Origin of the sequence: Aeromonas eucrenophila (assembly GCF_000819865.1) — a bacterium.
GTDB lineage: Bacteria > Pseudomonadota > Gammaproteobacteria > Enterobacterales > Aeromonadaceae > Aeromonas > Aeromonas eucrenophila.
On the sequence record NZ_CDDF01000014.1, the window covers coordinates 165,822 to 183,674 of the forward strand.

14 protein-coding genes are annotated in these 17,853 nt (G+C 65.5%); 5 read left to right on the forward strand and 9 right to left on the reverse strand.

Going from position 1 to position 17,853, the window contains the following annotated elements:
- Nucleotides 1-70 precede the first annotated feature (70 nt).
- The 8 genes from BN1124_RS14225 to BN1124_RS14260 form a co-directional block, all read right to left on the reverse strand.
- The gene (locus BN1124_RS14225; protein WP_082041641.1) at nt 71-1,009 is read right to left on the reverse strand and encodes a SanA/YdcF family protein; all 939 of its coding nucleotides are present in this window, start codon (nt 1,007-1,009) and stop codon (nt 71-73) included.
- A 187-nt stretch (nt 1,010-1,196) separates the two neighbouring features.
- Nucleotides 1,197-3,944 (reverse strand): collagenase, encoded by a 2,748-nt coding sequence (locus BN1124_RS14230; RefSeq protein WP_042642987.1) that lies wholly within the window; start codon nt 3,942-3,944, stop codon nt 1,197-1,199.
- Between the two features lie 225 nt (nt 3,945-4,169).
- Entirely contained in the window at nt 4,170-5,582 is a 1,413-nt protein-coding gene (locus BN1124_RS14235) for an AMP-binding protein (protein WP_231553650.1), read from the reverse strand.
- Nucleotides 5,575-6,504, reverse strand: a complete 930-nt coding sequence (gene menC / locus BN1124_RS14240) for an o-succinylbenzoate synthase (protein ID WP_042642989.1) — start codon at nt 6,502-6,504, stop codon at nt 5,575-5,577. The genes BN1124_RS14235 and menC overlap by 8 nt, the downstream gene beginning before the upstream one ends.
- On the reverse strand, nt 6,504-7,364 hold the full coding sequence (menB, locus tag BN1124_RS14245) for a 1,4-dihydroxy-2-naphthoyl-CoA synthase (protein WP_042642991.1): 861 nt from the start codon (nt 7,362-7,364) through the stop codon (nt 6,504-6,506). Before menB ends, menC begins: the two co-directional genes overlap by 1 nt.
- A 67-nt stretch (nt 7,365-7,431) precedes the next feature.
- Complete coding sequence (gene menH, locus BN1124_RS14250) at nt 7,432-8,193, reverse strand: 2-succinyl-6-hydroxy-2,4-cyclohexadiene-1-carboxylate synthase (RefSeq protein WP_042643366.1); 762 nt, start codon at nt 8,191-8,193, stop codon at nt 7,432-7,434.
- Entirely contained in the window at nt 8,189-9,934 is a 1,746-nt protein-coding gene (gene menD, locus BN1124_RS14255) for a 2-succinyl-5-enolpyruvyl-6-hydroxy-3-cyclohexene-1-carboxylic-acid synthase (protein ID WP_042642993.1), read from the reverse strand. The genes menH and menD overlap by 5 nt, the downstream gene beginning before the upstream one ends.
- A 33-nt stretch (nt 9,935-9,967) precedes the next feature.
- Nucleotides 9,968-11,314 carry an isochorismate synthase gene (locus BN1124_RS14260; RefSeq protein WP_042642994.1) on the reverse strand — a complete coding sequence of 449 codons (1,347 nt, stop codon included), beginning with the start codon at nt 11,312-11,314 and terminating at the stop codon, nt 9,968-9,970.
- Between the two features lie 210 nt (nt 11,315-11,524).
- On the opposite strand from BN1124_RS14260, the gene BN1124_RS14265 reads away from it, so the two are divergent.
- From BN1124_RS14265 to BN1124_RS14285, 5 genes are all read left to right on the forward strand, one after another.
- Nucleotides 11,525-12,430, forward strand: a complete 906-nt coding sequence (locus BN1124_RS14265; protein WP_042642996.1) for a 1,4-dihydroxy-2-naphthoate polyprenyltransferase — start codon at nt 11,525-11,527, stop codon at nt 12,428-12,430.
- A 246-nt stretch (nt 12,431-12,676) separates the two neighbouring features.
- Nucleotides 12,677-14,803: a pyruvate/proton symporter CstA gene (gene cstA, locus BN1124_RS14270; RefSeq protein WP_042642999.1), complete on the forward strand. Its 2,127-nt coding sequence runs from the start codon at nt 12,677-12,679 to the stop codon at nt 14,801-14,803.
- Nucleotides 14,804-14,863: 60 nt separating this feature from the next.
- Entirely contained in the window at nt 14,864-15,061 is a 198-nt protein-coding gene (locus BN1124_RS14275; protein ID WP_025325546.1) for a YbdD/YjiX family protein, read from the forward strand.
- Nucleotides 15,062-15,087: 26 nt separating this feature from the next.
- Complete coding sequence (locus tag BN1124_RS14280) at nt 15,088-16,101, forward strand: CobW family GTP-binding protein (protein WP_042643001.1); 1,014 nt, start codon at nt 15,088-15,090, stop codon at nt 16,099-16,101.
- Nucleotides 16,102-16,114: 13 nt separating this feature from the next.
- Entirely contained in the window at nt 16,115-16,333 is a 219-nt protein-coding gene (locus tag BN1124_RS14285; RefSeq protein WP_042643002.1) for a DUF6500 family protein, read from the forward strand.
- 88 nt (nt 16,334-16,421) lie between these two features.
- Here BN1124_RS14285 and BN1124_RS14290 read toward each other — a convergent pair whose 3' ends face one another.
- The gene (locus BN1124_RS14290; protein ID WP_042643004.1) at nt 16,422-17,819 is read right to left on the reverse strand and encodes a PepSY-associated TM helix domain-containing protein; all 1,398 of its coding nucleotides are present in this window, start codon (nt 17,817-17,819) and stop codon (nt 16,422-16,424) included.
- Nucleotides 17,820-17,853: the final 34 nt, after the last annotated feature.

Consider the following 17,853-nt stretch of genomic DNA (forward strand, 5'->3'; position numbering starts at 1 on the left):
ACTGGCCGTTACCGCTGAAAAAAGAGACCCGCCAGTTGGCGGGTCTCTTTTTGGTGTTTCGTCGCTGAGATCAGTCGGTCGCCTTGTCTGCCTCTGTCGCGACGGCAGCACTGGTCGCCTCGGCGCCACTCGCTGTGGCCGAGGCACTGCTGGTTGCGGTGGCTAACGCGGCACTGGTCGCCGTTGCTGAACTTGTGGCGGTCGCCGCGCTGGGCACGGCTTGCGACGGCTTCGGGGGCGTGGCCGGGGCCTTGGCGGCCGGGATGGGCAGGCAGGGCTGGCTCGTCCCTATGGTGCTCAGGGCCTGGCAGGGAACGGGGCCGCCGATGACGATGGGCTCGCCGAGGAACTTGGGCCCCTTGTCCAGCACGTAGAGATCGAGCAACCCCATCAGCCGGGCGAACACCTCGCGCACCCGGGTGCGGATGCCCTGATAGGCGCTGGGATCCAGCGCGTTGAAGCCGACCGCGTCTATGCCGAAGTGGCGGGCGATGAAGATGGCGCGCTCGTTGTGGAAGGCCTGGGAGACCACGGTGAAGTGAGCCTGACCGAACACCTCCTTGGCCCGCACTATGGAGTCAAGGGTGCGAAAGCCCGCGTAGTCGCTGTAGATGGCGCTGGCCGGGATGCCGGCCTGGATCAGGGCGCGCCGCATCTGGCGCGGCTCGTTGTACTGTACGGTCGCGTTGTCGCCGGAGACCAGGATGTAGTCCACCTTGCCGTTGTTGTAGAGCTCGGCGGCGGCCTTGATCCTGTATTTGAAGTAGTGATTCGGACTGCCGCCGATCAGATATTTGGAGGTGCCGAGCACCACGGCGACCCTGTTGTAGGGCACCGCATTGACGTCGTCATAGGTGTAGTGACGGGCGTCCGAGACGGTCCACTCGCTGTAGCCGAGCAGTGCGATGGCGGAGGCCAGCAGCAGGCAGAGGCAGGCGAGCAGGATCTTGGCAAACTTCTTCATGCGCGATGCGGTTCGGGTCTGAAATAGGGAATGACAGGGAGCCATTCTATTACAACTTGGGGCCTGACGTCAGGCTTGATGACCGCGAGGGGCGTCACTCGGGCAGAGACTGTCGCTGGGGGGCTGTGTTTCGAATGAGGGGCGGCCCTGGCCGCCCCTCTGCTAGTGTCGGTTTCTCTGTGGGGGGAGCCATCGTGCTTGCAGGCTCCGGCCCCTCCTACACCTCTGCGCCTCAGTGGGCGGAGTCGTTGCCCCTGCAGGCATCCGAGTCCTTGTTGGCTTCCCACCAGGGCAGCAATTCACCCGCCAGCCACTGCTGGTAGGCCTCGCTGTCGTCGGCGATCAGCTGATCCAGCTCGGCCTCGAAGGCGCTCATCGCCTGCCCCTGATCCGGGTTGCGCAGGGCCTGGGCCATGGCGAGCCAGCTGCCGCCGCGACCTGTCTCGTTCAGGAAGCGATGCACCGTATAGGACCAGGAGTAGACCATCTCGCCCCCCTTGTCGTAGTCCAGGTGCAGTATGTCGGCGAGGCTGGGACGCTCCCCCGCCGGGCGTGCGGAGACGTTGTCCAGGCCACGGGCGAAGCACTGGCCGTGGGCGACAAATTCTGCCAGCCCCTCCGACCACCAGGTGGTGCGGTTGAGGGGGTAGTGGCCGAAGCTGCCGTACTGGTTGAAGCGCCCGTCCAGGTAATGGACGTACTCGTGGCGCAGGTTCCACACCTGGAAGGCGGGACGCTTCCATTCCGCCTCATAGGCGAAGAAGCGGGCCTGGTTACCGGGACGAGCCGGATCCCCCTCGATGTAGATGCCGCCGTTGTCGGTGGAGACGCCGCCAAACAGGGCGCTGCCGTAGCGGCCCCAGTCGGCGGAAGAGTCGAAGATCACCAGCTCAAGGGCCTCGTTGTGATCGTCGGCCACTGGCTGACCGCCGGTCTCCAGCTGTTGGTGGAACTGCTGCTCCTCGGCGCCGAGCTCGCGGCAGATCCCCTCGGCCTGACTCATGGTCAGTTCCTGGGCCCGCAGGCGCAGGGTCGGTGAGCAGGTGTGTTCGAACGGCAGCACGTCCTCCATCCGGATCGGGGTGCAGAGGCCGGCGAAGTCACCGCTGATGCAGGCCTCGCTGGTGCGATCCGTGTAGGTCAGGTAATAGGTGGAGAGGGTCAGGGAGACCTCTTCTAGCAAATTGGCCGGGTGCTGGCCACCCGGCACCAGGCCCTGGTGTTTCATGATGGCGATGACATCCTGATCCAGTTGCTGGCGATAGGCGCTGGCCTCATCCGGCTGCTGATGGCGCATCGTCTGGTAGAGGCGGCTCTGGGCATCGAGGATGTTGTTGAAGATGAACAGATCCCGGCTCCCGTCGCGCTGGTGCCACAGGGCCAGTTCACTCATGCCGAGTTGGCGCAGTCCCTGGCGCAGGGCGGCCTCCTGCTGCAGGAATGCCGGGGCGAAGTCCGCCTGCTGGCCGTAGGCTGCACTCTGATCGATGAGGTTGAGCAGCTCGAACAGGCCGTCGGCCCAGGGCTTGTGGCCATTGAGCACGGCCGCATGCTGCGCCCCGTAGGCGAGGGCCTGGCTGATCTGTGCCAGCATGGGGGCGGCGCTCTGCCGGAAGGCGGGTTGGGCGAGCTGGCCCTGGGCTGCCACGCTCCAGGCTTCCAGCACGGTACCGGCCTGATCTTGAGGTTCGTCACCGAGCAGCAGAGGGTGATTGAGCAGATCTATCATCACCTCCGCCAGGGCTCGACCGACCGGATCGCTCTCCTGCCGGATGCCGCCGTGGTAGTTGTGGGCCCGCACGTAGTAGAGCAGCTTGTCCATGGCCGGGTGAGTCGGCTGATTGGCGGCGAGCAGGGCGCGCATCCCGCGCACGGCCGCCATCAGCTTGGCATCGTCATGACCGTAGTCTGCCTGCCAGGCGGGGCTGTTCTGGCCGCTGACATCCGCCACCAGCTTGGCCGCGGCGGCGTCCAGCAGTTCGGTATCGGGCAGATCGGGCTCGGAGCAGGCACGCCCATCGGCGCGGCGGCAGTCGAGCTGCTCCTCCACGCTGGCCAGTACTATGGGGCGGTTGAGCACCCGGCTCTCCTGCCACTCGGCCGTCTCCGGCAGGGCCTGCCACTCGCTGCCACCCACAGGGTATTGATAGCCGCTGTCTTTGAGCACCACCTGCACCTCGCTGCCAGCGGGCAGGGTCTGACGGCAAACTCGGTAGCTGATGGTCTTGTCCCCCTCCTGGCGGGTCTGGGGCTGGTCACACTCCTGCCGGGTCTTTGCCTCGTCCAGCAGCCAGCTGTACTGACGCCAGACGTGCAGCTCGCGCACCTGGCTGGCGGCCTGGCTGCCCGCTACCGGTTGCAGGCGGAAGAAGATCTGCTCGAGGCGACCGTCCCGCTCGTTGGGGGTCTCCTCCAACACGCTCAGCTGTTGCCAGTCCTGCGGCCGATACTGCCAGCTCAGCTCGGCGCAGCGACCCTCGGCATTGAGTTCACAGCGATCCAGCTCCTGCTCGCTGTGACCGAGCACCAGACGCTCGGGCAGCGGCAGGGCATCCTGGCGCGGGGCGGTCGGGGTGCCCGCCAGCGGCTCCCAACGCCCCTGCTTCAGGCCGTAGCCGAAGTCATAGCTACTGGCTGGTACCGCCTTGCCCACCGGCACCACCTGCTCGCAACTGCGATAGCGGATCTGCCAGCCCTGCTCGACCCTGAGCTGCGGCTCCCCGCATTGCTGCTCGGCCAGGGTGTCCAGCTGGGTTGCCTGCCAGTCGAAACGGCGATAGACCCTCAGTTGTTGATAGGGGGCGCCGGCGTCGCTTGCGCTCAGCTCATAGGTGACTTCGGTGAGGCGATCCCCCAGCTGGCGGCTGGATTCGCCGTTCAGCCGGTAGTGCTGCCAGTCGGGGGAGTAGTTGGCCAGCGCCGAGGTGGCGAGCAGGCCGGGGGCTGCCAATAACAGCAGCCTGGTACCCAGGTGATTCATGGTGATCCCTTTGGTGGATGGATGGGCGTGGGGGACCAGACAAGGTATTGGGTTCCAAAAGAACATCAACCAGCCAGATGGGGCAGGGGAATCATTCCCCTCCGATGCAACATCACAAGAACAGCCCCATTAGGGGCTGTGTCGATAGCAAGGGCTCAGTCCCATATGGGGGTCAGCATCAAACGGGGGGAGCATTGCTCGGGCGGCGGATGCCGGCGTGGGGACTCAGGCCGAGGCGGCCAGGGTGGCGAGCTGGGTGCGGGAGGGTTTGAGGTTGCCACCGAGATCCGGCCAGGGCAGCCAGCGATCCGGCACCATGTAACCGGGCAGGGTGGTGCGGATCCAGGTAGTCAGTTCGGCATGGGAGACGGGCTCGCCGTGCCAGTCGATAAAGGCGGCGGGGCGCTGGCCCCACTCGTCGCTGGGGATGGGCACCACCAGTGCCTGGGCCACGGCGGGGTGATCCACCAGTCGTTGCTCTATGGTCTCCGGCTGGATGTTCTCGCCGCCGGAGATGAAGAGGTTGTCGAGCCGCCCCTCTACTACCAGCTCGCCGTTTTCGGTGAAGTATCCCTTGTCCCGGGTGTGGAACCAGCCCTCTTCATCGAGCGGGCGCTCCAGCCGTCCGGCCTTGAAGTAGCCGGCGAACAGGGTAGCGCCGCGCACGCAGATCTCCCCCTGGCGGATACAGGCTTCTCGCCCCGGCAGCGGTTTGCCGACCACGCCGGCCCCGGTCGGCTGTCCGGTGCAGACCTGGCTGCCCATCTCCGACAGCCCATAGCTCACCTTGGGGGTGAGTCCCATGGCCCTGAGGCGACTCACCAGTGGTTGTGGGATGGCGGCGCCGCCGAGCAACAGCTCCCGCAGCCGGGTGCGGGCGGGATCGAAGCCCTGCGCCAGCAGGCGCCAGAGCTGGGTTGGCACCAGCGAGAGGTGAGTGACGGGTTGGCTTTCGAGGCGCGCCTTGAGGGGCTGGCCGCGATCGTCCAGCACCAGGCTGGCCCCCGCCAGAAACACCCGGAACAGGATGGCGTAGCCGCCGACGTGAAACAGCGGCAGGGAGAGCAACCAGCCGCAGTCGCCGTCCAGCGGGATCAGGCTGGCGGAGCCCCGGGCCGAGGCCAGATGGTTGGCGAGGCGGTGCACCACCGCCTTCGGCGTGCCGCTCGATCCCGAGGTGAGGATCATGTTGTTGAGTTGCGCGGGATCCAGCGGCCAGGGCTCCTCCTCAGCGGCCAGCTCGGCCTCGCACTCCAGCCGCAGGGGCTGCCAGGGGCCGTCCGGGATCTCCCCGGCCGACCAGAAGGCGGCAACCGCCAGCTGGGTGGCCAGCTCGGCTTGTCTGCTCAAGGGGAAGGCGGGATTGAGGGGGCAGAAGACGATGCCACTGCGCACGCAGGCCCAGGCAATCAATACATCTGCCTGCGCGCCTCGTACCACGGCGGCAAACCTGTCGCCCGTGCTAAAGCCAGCAGATTCAAGCTGTCGGCACAGGGCGTTGAGCCGTGCGTCCAGTTGTCGGTAGCTCAGCGGCGCGTCGCCGTGGATGGCGATCCGCTCCGGTGCCAGCCTGGCCCAGTGGCGTACCGGGCAAGGCTCGCTGGCCTGCTCGATCAGGGGAGACTCGGCCTCAATCACGGTGGAACAGGGGTTCGAGCAGGCTCAGGTCGGGTTGGCCCTGTTTATCCAGCAGATCACCGGTCATCCAGCGGCGGGTATCCAGGCCGGGGGCCTGCTCCGGCGCCCATTCCCCTGCGAGGCGGGCGAGCTGGCCGAGGCCGACGCCGGACTCGAAGCAAGAGGAGACGATCACCTTCAGCCGCAGCTCGCGGGCGCGGGCCACCAGCGCCTCGCTGTTGGCGAGGGCGCCGAGCAGGGTGGGTTTGAGCACCAACGCCTTGAGCTGGGGTATGGGTTGCCAGGGTTTGCCCTGAGCCAGCAGCTCGTCCAGCGCCATCGGCATGCCGGTGCGGGCCGCCACGAAGGCGATGTCATCGAAGTTGGCGCAGACGTCTTCCAGATATTCGATCCGGTTCGGATCCAGGTGGCCGCAGAAGGCCCAGGCCTCCTCGCGGGTCCAGCCCTGGTTCGCATCCAGCACCAGCTTGAGGGTCGGGCGGCGGTCGAGCAGCAGCCGGATCAACGCCAGCTCGTCGCGCATGGGATAGCGGGCGACCTTGAGCTTGGCCTTGAGGGGCGTCTCGTGCAGCCAGATCTTCCAGTTCTTGAGCAGCTCCTGGGGGGAGCCCTGAATGAGGGGATAGGGCTCGGGCAGGGTGGCCGTCTGTGCGGGCCAGTGGCGGCGGGCACAGTCGAGGCCAAATTGCACCGAGGGCAGCGCGGGGGCGATGGCTTGCCCCCGTGCCAGTTGCGCCAGACAGGCGAGTGTCTCGGCCTGCGCCTCGGCCAGCGTCTCCCTGGAGAAGCCGGGCAGGGGGGCTATTTCCCCCCAGCCATCGTCGATGCGCACCAGCAGGCCCTCTCGCGCCACCTCCACCTTGCCGTGAAAGGTCAGAGGCTGGGTAAAGGGCAGATGATAGCGATAGAGGGCGAGTGTCATCAGGGATTCCGCTTGTATTTGGAGAAGTCGGGACGGCGTTTCTCGTTGAACGCGTTACGCCCTTCCTGACCCTCTTCGGTCATGTAGAACAGCATGGTGGCATTGCCCGCCAACTCCTGCAAGCCGGCCTGGCCGTCGCAGTCGGCGTTCAGGGCCGCCTTCAGGCAGCGCAGCGCCATCGGGCTGTTCTGCAGCATCTCGCGGCACCAGCGCACGGTTTCGCGCTCCAGCTCGGCCAAAGGCACTACTGTGTTGACCAGTCCCATGTCGAGAGCCTGCTGGGCGTCGTACATGCGGCACAGGAACCAGATCTCGCGGGCCTTCTTCTGGCCGACGATGCGGGCCATGTAGGAGGCGCCCCAGCCGCCGTCGAAGGAGCCGACTTTCGGGCCTGTCTGGCCGAACTGGGCGTTGTCCGCCGCTATGGTCAGGTCACACATCATGTGCAGCACGTGGCCGCCGCCGACCGCGTAACCGGCCACCATGGCCACCACGGGCTTGGGGCAGGTACGGATGTCGCGCTGGAAGTCCAGCACGTTGAGGTGGTGAGTGCCTTCGTCATCCTGGTATCCACCGTAGTCGCCGCGGATCTTCTGGTCGCCGCCGGCGCAGAACGCCTTCTCGCCGAAACCGGTGAGGATGATGGTGCCGATATGATCGTCGTAGCGGGCATCGGCCAGGGCCTGCAGCATCTCTTTGACGGTGCGGGGACGGAAGGCGTTGCGTACCTGGGGACGGTTGATGGTGATCTTGGCAATGCCATCCTGGGACTTGTGATAGAGGATGTCCTCGTAACCGGCGGAGCAATCCTGCCACGCGATGGGTGCATACAGTTCCGCTTCTGTCATTGCTTCAATCATGTTCACTCTCTTGTTATGGGTGATAAGCCTGCAGGCGCAGGCCGGGGCAAAGGATGTCCGGACGAAGTCAGACCGGATCGGCGTCGCTTGCCAGCCACTCCCGCAGGCAGGTGGCGAAGCGCTCTGGCTGGTTGGCGTGCAGATTGTGGCCGCCATCCAGCGTCAAGTGATTGATATTGCAGCCCTGCTCGACCAGCTGGCAAGCCAGGGCATGGAATTTTTGATCGTTCTTGCCGGAGATCCAGTTCAGCGGCAAGGAGGTGGACGCAAGCCAGGGGGCGAGATCCGGCTGCTTGCCAAGGGAGGTGGCGCGCAGCATGGCGGCCACCGCCCGGCCCTCATTGCCAAGGCGTCTGGCTATCTGGCGGGCCCGTCCGGTCGCGTCGAGATCCGCAAACACCGGCTGCCGATACCAGTCCGTCAGCACCTCGGCCAAGGGCTCGCCCTCGAAACGCTTGGCCCAGCCCTCGTCGTGGGCGATGCGGGCAGGGCGCTCGGCGGCGGGCAGGCCGGGATGGCAGTTTTCCAGCAGCAGGGCCTGCAGCCCCGCTGGGGATTGGCTCGCGTGATAGAGCGCCAGCCGCCCGCCGAGGGAATAGCCTGCCAGCCGGTAGCGCACTATGCCGCGGGTCTCAAGCTCGCCGCAGAGCCACTGATGGGCCTCTTCGAAACCGCTCACCCGCAGAGGCTGATTGTGGCCGTGGCCCGGCAGATCCAGCGCATGGCATGGGAGCTCGGGCAGGGCATCTATTACTTGCTGCCAGTCGCGGCCGTCGCCGAGCAGGCCGTGCAGCAGTACCAGTGTCGACTCGTTTGATGCTTGCCTAATGGCCACGGATCGCGCTTCCCAATGCCTTCAGATCCTCGGCCACTTCTTGGCTCGGCACCTTGATTTCAATCAGGGTTACGCCCTTTTCCAGGGCCTCGGCATAGGCCTGTTCAAACTCGGCCAGGGTGGTCGGCGCCCGATACTGGAGGCCGAACATGGCGGCGGCGTGCTCGAAGTGCAGGCCGTGGGGCAGGCAATAGTAGGTCTCCAGCAATTGATCGCCGGTGGGCACCGGCAACATGCGGAAGATGCTGCCGCCGTCGTTGTTGAGCAGGATCACCACCAGCGGGCGGCTGGTCTTGCCGAGCAGAGCCAGGCTGTTGAGATCGTGCAGGGCGCTGAGGTCCCCGAGCAGCAGGGTGGTCGGCTCATCGCTGCTCTGCTCGACCGATTGCGCGAAGCCATAGGCCGTGGCGATCAGGCCGTCGATGCCGGAGGCGCCGCGGTTGGTCATCACCCGGCTCGGCCCCTTGCCGGGCTCGCCGAGCATGTCCATCAGCCGGGCTGGCATGCTATTGCCGACGAACAGCTGGCCTTCGATCAGCGCATTCAGGCGGTGGCAGACCCCGAGCTCGGAGAAGCGATCGCAGGCGGCGCGGATCTGGAGGGTCGCCCGTTGCTGGCGCTCCACCAGCTTGTGCCAGGGGGGCTGTTGAGTGGCGAGCGGATGGCTGGCGGCGAAGGCGCTGGGCTCGCACAGCAGGCGGCGGCGCAGCCGGTAGTCCGGATCCAGCCTGGCCGGCTGCGGGTCCACCAGCCAGTAGTCCTGCCAGGGGTGCTGCTTGATGAACTGGCCGAGGCGCTTGGAGATGAGGCGGGCACCGAACTGCAGCAGCACCTCGGCGCGGGCCAGCTCGGCGACGAAGCAGCCGTCTTGCAGCGCGAGATCCACGTGGATGAGGTTGCGGCTGTCGAAGCGGATCTGGCTCTGCAGATCCGCCAGCAGCGGCCAACCGAGGCGCTCCGCCAGTGCGGCCACCGCCTGTCCCTCGGCGGGATCCTGGATGCGGCCCGCGACTATGACGCCGCGCTTGCCCTGCAACTCGGCCCAGTCGGGTTGAACGGGGCAGCTCTGTTCGCTCGCGAGCCAGGGGCTCCAGGGCGCGCCCGAGCGCAGCCAGTCGCCGAGCGGGGCCAGGTAGTCGCTGAAATCCAGATAGTGGTCGCCGGGGTAGAGCGGCTCGGGGTACATGCAGTTGAAGTGCACCGGCCCCGGAGTGCGTGCCTGCTGGGCCAGCGCCTGATCCACCGAGCTCAGCACGAAGGCGGCCGGTATGGCTGGGGTCGGGCTCGGTAGATTCTGCTGATAGACGGGGTAGCGGCCGAAGATCCCCTGCTGATCGATGGCCTGATTGGCGCCGTTGTCGATGAGCTCCGGCGGCCGGTCGGCGGAGAGGATGATGAGCGGCACCCCGGTCAGCTGCGCCTCGGCCATCGCGGGCCAGAGATTCGCCACCGCGGTGCCCGAGGTCATGATCACCGCCACCGGTCGGCCGCTGCCCTTGGCGAGACCGAGCGCCATGAAGCCGAGGCCCCGCTCGTCAAAATGCAGGTGACGACGAAAGCCGGGGTGCGCGGCGGCGGCCATGGTGAGCGGCGCCGAGCGGGAGCCGGAGGCCAGCGCTATGTCCCGCACGCCGAGGCGATGGAGCTCCTCCAGCAGGAGGGAAGACCAGACGTGGTTGAAGGTGGCATGTTGACTGGCAAACGCTTGGTGCACAGACACTGGGCTGGCGGGCATAGGGCTCTCGCAGTGAGGAAACAATGGAAAACGCTATCCCAGCAGGGAGAGCACATTGGCTATCTTGTTGTCGAGTTCGGCCCACTCGGCGGCGGGCTCGGAGCCCGCCACTATGCCGGCCCCGGCGAACAGGTGGATGGCCTGCTCGCTGACGAGGGCGCTGCGGATGGCGACGGAGAACTCCGAGGTCTCCCGGCTCAGCATGCCACAGGCGCCGGCGTACCAGCCGCGATCATGGGGCTCGTGCTCGCGGATGAAGGCCAGCGCCGCCTCGCGCGGGGCGCCGCCCACCGCCGGGGTGGGGTGCAGGGCGTCCAGCAACTGCCAGTCGCAGACCCCGGGGCTGAGTTCGGCCTCGATGTCGCACTTGAGGTGTTGCAGCAGCCGCAGCTTGAGGATGCGTGGCTCGGTCAGGCTGGTACCGGTGGTGAGCGGCGCCAGCCGGCTGAGGATGTCGGCGTGGACCAGCCGGTTCTCCAGCCGGTTCTTGCTGTCGGCCAGCAACTCGGCGGCGAGGGCGGCATCGGTCGCCTCGTCACCTGAGCGGCGAATGGTACCCGCCAGCGCCTCGGTAAACAGATGGGGGCCTTCCCGGCGATAGAGTCGCTCGGGGGAGCAGGCGATGAAGCTCTGCTCGGGGGAGAATTGGAAGCCGAAGTGGAAGCACTCCTGGGCGTGTTGTGCCCACTGGGCCAGCAGGGACCAGGGGGAGGGAACAGGTATCACCTCCTCGTCTGTGCTGTCGCCAGGGGTGAGGCGGCTCTCCCGCGACAGCACCACCTTGGGGGTGTGCGCCTGAAACGCGGGGGCCGTGACCCGGGTCACCAGCTGCTGCCACTGGGCGCGGGAGGGGCAATCTTCTCGCTGCCAGTCGTGCTTGTGCAGCGGTGGCAGGGGCGCTTCCGGCAGCAGGGCATCCAGCGCGGCTTCGGCGGCCTGCAGCTCGGCCTCGAACTCGGCCACCCGTTCCCGCTTGGGCAACCAGAGGTTCAGGCAGAGGCTGACGCACTCGCCCCGGCGCACCAACTCGATGCGGGGCAGCACGAAGCGGCAGGGACCAAAATCCGGCCAGCCGGGCTGGGTCGGATCGAACGCCAGCCCGCCGTAGTAACGGGGGCTGTCTTCGCTGCTGGCGGCCGTGTTGTCACAGACCCGGCGAACATCCTGCGGCTGGTTCAGTTCATGGATGCGACCGAGGGCGACATATTCGGGGCTCTGTGGGCCGCGTGCCTGCCAGTAGATGCGGGGATAGAGGGTCTGCGCCGTCAGCCAGCCCAGGAAGGAGTGCACCTCGACCGCCACGCGCAACCGCACGAAGCCACTGACATTGTTGTGACGCAGGGCGTCCAGTTGTTGCTTGATATGGGTCTGAGCCAACATGGATGTCTTGTCTGAGCCGGATAGTCGCAATCGCTCTGGGGGAGGATGGCGCAGGTTGATGCCAAAGGGCGATGATTTCCTATATATTATCTGCCCATTCTTCCATGTAAATTGCCCGAGGGAGCCTCAGCCCCCACGGAGCCAAGTATACCTAAATCCGGTTCGATAACCCTTAACACGATCAATATCTGATTGTTTGGCCAACACAATATGACAAATACCTTCTCTGTGTGGTTGCTGGCGGCGCGTTTGCGAACACTGCCCCTTGCCTGTTCTTCGATTTTGTTGGGCGCCGGACTGGCTGCCAGCCGGGGTGCCTTCGACGGTGCCATCATGGGCCTCTCCCTGCTGACCGCCATCCTGTTGCAGATCCTCTCCAACCTGGCCAACGACTACGGCGATGCGGTGTCCGGCGCCGACAACGGCGAGCGGATCGGCCCCCAGCGCGCCGTGGTCTCAGGTCTCATCACCCGCCAGCAGATGTGCGTGGCCATGGGGCTGACCGCCCTGGCGGCGGTGGTGAGCGGGCTGGCCCTGCTGATCTGCGCCTTCGGTGAGGAGTGGCAGCAGATCCTGACCTTCGTCCTGCTGGGCGGCGCCGCCATCGTTGCGGCCATCACCTACACGGTGGGCAAGACTCCTTACGGTTATCGCGGCTTCGGCGACATCTCGGTGTTTCTGTTCTTCGGCCTGCTGGGGGTGCTCGGCTCTTATTACCTGTTCACCCACAGCCTGCAGTGGGATCTGCTGTTGCCCGCCACCGCCTGTGGCCTGCTGGCGACGGCGGTGCTCAACATTAACAACGTGCGCGACATAGAGACGGATACCGCCAGCGGCAAGATCACCCTGGCGGTGCGGCTCGGTCGCAACCGTGCCATCGCCTACCACTGGGCCCTGCTGGGGGCGGCGCTGCTGGCCACCATCGCCTTCCTGCTGATCCAGCCTGCCAGTTTCTGGCCCTGGATCTTCCTACCCGCCATGAAGCCCCTCGCCGATGCCGCCCTCACCCTGCGTACGAGCTTCGATGGTGAGGTGCTGACGGGGGCCCTCAAGAAGACAGCCATCAGCGCCTTCCTGTTCAGCCTGCTGCTCTCCATCGGGCTGGCGCTTTCCTGAGTTTCTTCACAATAAAAACGGCCCCTTCGGGGCCTTTTTTATTGGTGCCATTCGCGGAATTTTCCAATCAATTCAGGGCTGTTTTCACGGGCTGTACGCCAAATAGCCGTGATCCGGTCGGCAATATTGATAAATTTTCCGGGCGGCTCGCCGACTTGTGACGGCCCCCGATTGTGGCACCTGGGGGATTGCTATAGAGATGTAACTGTACCTGGACGTATATGTAAAAACGATGAAGGGAGACTTATGGACAAGTTAGGGAAACACCTTGGATGGATGCTGATGGCGCTGGTCGGTGCCAGCTCACTCGGCTATATCGCCCTCAATCGGGGCGAACAGATCAACGCACTCTGGATAGTGGTCGCGGCGGTGTGCGTCTATCTGATCGCCTATCGCTACTACGGCCTGTTTATCGCCAAGCACGTGCTGGCGGTGGACGGCACTCGCATGACGCCGGCGGTGCGCCACAACGACGGTCTGGACTATGTGCCGACCGACAAGAAGGTGCTGTTCGGCCACCACTTTGCCGCCATCGCCGGCGCCGGCCCCCTGGTCGGCCCGGTGCTCGCGGCCCAGATGGGCTACCTGCCCGGCATGCTCTGGCTGCTGGCCGGGGTGGTGCTGGCGGGGGCGGTGCAGGACTTCATGGTGCTGTTCGTCTCCACCCGCCGCGATGGCCGCTCCCTCGGTGAGCTGGTCAAGGCGGAGATGGGGCCGACGGCTGGCGTCATCGCCCTCATCGCCACCTTCATGATCATGGTGATCATCCTGGCGGTGCTGGCGATGATAGTGGTCAAGGCGCTGGCCCACAGCCCCTGGGGCACCTACACCGTGGCCTTCACCATACCGCTCGCCATCTTCATGGGGATCTACACCCGCTACCTGAGGCCAGGGCGCATCGGTGAGGTCTCCATCATAGGCCTGGTGTGCCTGATCTTCGCCATCGTCTCCGGTGGCTGGGTGGCCGAGAGCGAGACCTGGGCGCCCTATTTTGACTTCGACGGGGTGCAGCTGACCTGGATGCTGGTGGGCTACGGCTTCGTCGCCTCTGTGCTGCCGGTCTGGCTGCTGCTGGCGCCGCGGGATTATCTCTCCACCTTCCTCAAGATCGGCACCATAGTGGGTCTGGCCATCGGCATACTGGTGACCCAGCCAACCCTGCAGATGCCGGCGCTGACCCAGTTCATCGACGGCACAGGTCCGGTCTGGGCCGGGGATCTGTTCCCCTTCCTGTTCATCACCATCGCCTGTGGCGCCGTCTCCGGCTTCCACGCGCTGATCGCCTCCGGCACCACCCCCAAGATGCTGGCCAACGAGAACCAGGCCTGCTTCATCGGTTACGGTGGCATGCTGATGGAATCTTTCGTCGCCATCATGGCGCTGGTGGCGGCCTGCGTCATCGATCCGGGCGTCTACTTCGCCATGAACAGCCCCATGGCGGTGCTGGCACCGGCGGGCACCGCAGACGTGGTGGTCTCCGCCGCCGCCGTGGTGAGCAGCTGGGGCTTCCAGATCACCCCGGACACCTTGACCCGTATCGCCAGCGAAGTGGGTGAGCAGAGCATCATCTCCCGCGCCGGTGGCGCCCCGACCCTGGCGGTCGGCATGGCCTACATACTGCACGGTGCCCTCGGCGGCTTGATGAACGTCGCCTTCTGGTATCACTTCGCCATTCTGTTCGAGGCGTTGTTCATCCTCACCGCGGTGGACGCCGGTACCCGGGCTGCCCGCTTCATGCTGCAGGATCTGATGGGGGTCATCTCTCCCTCCCTCAAGCGCACCGACTCCCTGCCGGCCAACCTGCTCGCCACCGCCCTGTGCGTGCTGGCCTGGGGTTACTTCTTGCATCAGGGGGTGGTGGATCCGCTCGGTGGCATCAATACCCTGTGGCCGCTGTTTGGTATCGCGAACCAGATGCTGGCGGGTATGGCACTGATGCTCTGTGCCGTGGTGCTGTTCAAGATGAAGCGTCAGGCCTATGCCTGGGTGGCGCTGCTGCCCACCAGCTGGCTGCTGATCTGTACCCTGACCGCCGGTTGGGAGAAGACCTTCAGCGACAATCCCAAGCTCGGCTTCCTGGCCATCGCCAACAAGTTCCAGGGGATGATCGACAGCGGCACCATCCCGGCTCAGTACACCGAATCCCAACTGGCCCAGCTGGTATTCAACAACCGGCTGGATGCGGGCTTGACGATGTTCTTCATGCTGGTGGTGGTGGTGCTCGCCGCCTTCTCGGTCAAGACGGCTCTCAAGGCGCTGCAAAACCCGCAGCCGACCGCCAACGAGACCCCCTATCAGCCGATGCCGGCGGGCAAGGGGACGGCTCAGCCCAAGTCTGATGACGACGGCGATCTGGCCCCGAGCCTCAAGTAAACGAGTCACCAGGCCGGCACCCCGGGGTGCCGGCCTCATTGATAGCCCCAAGGAGCTAGCATGTTCGATACCCTGGCCAAGGCGGGCAAGTATCTGGGCCAGACCGCCAGACTGATGGTGGGCGTGCCCGATTACGACAACTACGTGCAGCACATGCGGCTGACTCACCCCGAGCAGACCCCCATGAGCCACGACGAGTTCTTTCGCGAACGCCAGGATGCCCGCTACGGCGGCAAGAATGGCGGGCGCTGCTGCTAATACTCTGCCATCACAGGACTCCCATCATGACGCAAGCTGTAGCGGTCACCTTGCTGACCGGTTTTCTCGGCGCCGGCAAGACCACCCTGCTCAACCACTTCCTGCGCCACCAGGCCAACGCCTCCGTGGCCATCCTCGAGAACGAGTTCGGCGCCGCCAATATCGACGGCGACCTGCTGCAAAGGGGGGATGGGATCAGCGTGGTGGAGCTCAGCAACGGCTGCGTCTGTTGCAGCGTGCGCGGTGAGTTTCGCGCCGCCCTGGCCGATCTGCTGGCCCGCCGGGCCGCGGGGGAATTGCAGTTCGAGCGGCTGATCGTCGAGACCACGGGGCTCGCCGACCCGGCTCCCATCATCCAGACCTTCTTCGTCGAAGAAGAGTTACGGGATGCCCTGCGTCTGGATGCGGTCGTGACCCTGGCCGATTGCGAGCACATAGCCCGCCAGCTGGACGTGCATCCGGTGGCGGCGGCCCAGCTCGGCTTTGCGGATCGCATCCTGCTCACCAAGACCGACAGGGTGGACGAGGGGATGCGGGCGGCCGCCATCGCCCGCGTACACAGGATCAACCCCAGGGCGCAGATCCTCGACATAGTGCAGGGGGAGTGCCCGGCCGCACTCTGGCTGGACCTCGATGCCTTCACCCTCAGCGACGAGCTGAACCTGATCCCGGGCCTAAACATAGTGCGGGCCGGACGCCAGGGCTTCGAGGCCTTCTCGCCGCTCTCGGCCCAGCCCCGCTCCTGGCACGACGCCATCTCGGCCCAGCTGTTCGAGGGGGGCGAGCTGGATCTGAAGCGGATCGGCGCCTTTATGGAGCAGTGCATCGATCAACATGGCAACGACATGCTGCGCTACAAGGGGGTGCTGGCCATCGCCGGGGAGCCGCGCCGGCTGATAGTGCAGGGGGTGCACAAGGTAGCGGGGTTCGACTACGGCTCCCCCTGGGGGGAGGAAGTACCGCAGTCCAGGCTGGTGATCATCGGTCGCTACCTGCCCGTCGCCGAGTTGCGCGCAGGCTTTGCCGCGGCGCAAGGATGAGGAGCCACCGCCGATGCGCGCATCACTGAGAGAGAAGATGATCCGGGTCTGCCACCAGAAAATCGCCCAGAAGGGGGAGGGGGTGGGTGTCTCCTTCTATGCGTTTTTTGCCAACAAGAATGAGGATCCTGCACTCTTGATGGAGGCCGCCACCTGGTGGATCCAGACTCATGAGCTAGACCATTTCGAGAAGGCCAGCAAGATCATCAGGTTGGTGGAGGCCACCGCCTAGGACAAGATCAATCAAGAAGGGCTCCTTATGGGAGCCCTTCTTGCATTAGTAGAACTGATGGCCAAGGCCGCCGTGGAGGCCTGATGGCTCAACTGCTCTGCGCCGCTTCGGTTTCCCGGCGGGAGAAGATCAGCGTGTCCAGCAGCCAGATGACGATCATGGAGGCGCCGACCAGCGGGAATGCGATCCCGAGCAGTACCAGCACGGCGATGGCACCACGCATCGGCGGCAGCTTGGCGGGCAGGGGCGGGGCGGCGAGCCGGCCTTGCGGGCGGCGGCTCCACCAGATCCAGAGCCCGCTCACCGCGCTCAGCAATACCATCAGGCAGATGATCAGCATGACGAGCTGGTGGGGCCAGCCGTAGAGCTTGCCGGTGTGCAGCATGACGCCGGTTTCCACCGTCTTGGCAACCGGGCCGTAATCCTGCCAGCGCACGTCGGCCAGCACCTTGCCGCTGTACTGATCGATGTGCAGAGTGGCGTCGTTGCGCGGATCGTCGGCGAACAGGGCTATGGTGTAGACGCCGCTCTCGCCGGCGGGCGGGGTGATGCTGTAACCCGGGGTGACCTTGCGCTCGCTGGCGAGCTCCACCACCTGCTGCAGCGGGATGCGATGGCTCGGCATCACCATGCCCTCATGCCCGGCACCGTGGTTCATGGCGCTGTGATCGTGGCCCTCGGCGGCTGGCTGCGAGCTCGGCATGGGCATGGTCTCAGCCCCCCAGGGGACGGTCTGCGCATGAGCCTGGTTGAGGCTGCGGGTGAGGGGGGCGGATTTCGGTACCTCGTTCCACATGGCCGCCGGGAAACGATTCCAGACGCTGGCGAACTGATCGCCCCAGAAACCGGTCCAGGTCATGCCGCTGAGCAGCAGCAACAGCAGGAAGCCCGCCCCCCAGAAGCCGACCACGGCGTGCAGATCCCGCCACCAGAGGCGTCCACGCTGGCTCATTCTGGGCCAGAGGATGCCGCCGACACCGGGGCCCTTGCGCGGCCACCACAGGTAGAGGCCGCTGATGAGCAGCACTATGCCCCAGCCGGCGGCCAGCTCTATCAGGCGATCCCCCGTGGGGCCGATCAGCAGCTCGGCGTGCAGGGCGCGCGCCACCGCTTGCAGGTTCCACTTGTTGTCCATGGTGCCGAGCAGGGCGCCGCTGGCGGGATCCATGAACAGGGTCAGCTCGTTGCCCTGCTGGCGGACGATGAACTGGGCGCTCTGATCCGGGGTCGCGGGAGGCAGGTACTTGCTGAGGCTGGCATCCGGCATGGCGATCATCGCCTTGGCCAGCAACTGATCGGCGCTCAGGGTTTGGCTAGCGGGGACCACCTTCATCAACTCGGGATACATGATGTTGTCGAGCTGGGGTTTGAACAGATACACCATGCCGGTGAGGGAGAGCAGGATCAGGAAGGGCGCGACGAAGAGACCGGCGTAGAAGTGCCAGCGCCAGATCCTCTGGTAATGATTCGCATCGTGAGTTTTCATCTCTGATCCTTGCGGCGGTGAGAAAGGTTGCTGC

Bases quoted from the DNA above. Each gene is read 5' to 3' on its own strand.
- BN1124_RS14290 (WP_042643004.1), bottom strand. From the start codon at position 17,819: ATGAAAACTCACGATGCGAATCATTACCAGAGGATCTGGCGCTGGCAC.
- BN1124_RS14230 (WP_042642987.1), bottom strand. From the start codon at position 3,944: ATGAATCACCTGGGTACCAGGCTGCTGTTATTGGCAGCCCCCGGCCTG.
- BN1124_RS14275 (WP_025325546.1), top strand. From the start codon at position 14,864: ATGTTCGATACCCTGGCCAAGGCGGGCAAGTATCTGGGCCAGACCGCC.
- cstA (WP_042642999.1), top strand. From the start codon at position 12,677: ATGGACAAGTTAGGGAAACACCTTGGATGGATGCTGATGGCGCTGGTC.
- BN1124_RS14280 (WP_042643001.1), top strand. From the start codon at position 15,088: ATGACGCAAGCTGTAGCGGTCACCTTGCTGACCGGTTTTCTCGGCGCC.
- BN1124_RS14225 (WP_082041641.1), bottom strand. From the start codon at position 1,009: ATGGCTCCCTGTCATTCCCTATTTCAGACCCGAACCGCATCGCGCATG.
- BN1124_RS14285 (WP_042643002.1), top strand. From the start codon at position 16,115: ATGCGCGCATCACTGAGAGAGAAGATGATCCGGGTCTGCCACCAGAAA.
- menD (WP_042642993.1), bottom strand. From the start codon at position 9,934: ATGCCCGCCAGCCCAGTGTCTGTGCACCAAGCGTTTGCCAGTCAACAT.
- BN1124_RS14265 (WP_042642996.1), top strand. From the start codon at position 11,525: ATGACAAATACCTTCTCTGTGTGGTTGCTGGCGGCGCGTTTGCGAACA.
- menC (WP_042642989.1), bottom strand. From the start codon at position 6,504: ATGACACTCGCCCTCTATCGCTATCATCTGCCCTTTACCCAGCCTCTG.
- BN1124_RS14260 (WP_042642994.1), bottom strand. From the start codon at position 11,314: ATGTTGGCTCAGACCCATATCAAGCAACAACTGGACGCCCTGCGTCAC.
- menB (WP_042642991.1), bottom strand. From the start codon at position 7,364: ATGATTGAAGCAATGACAGAAGCGGAACTGTATGCACCCATCGCGTGG.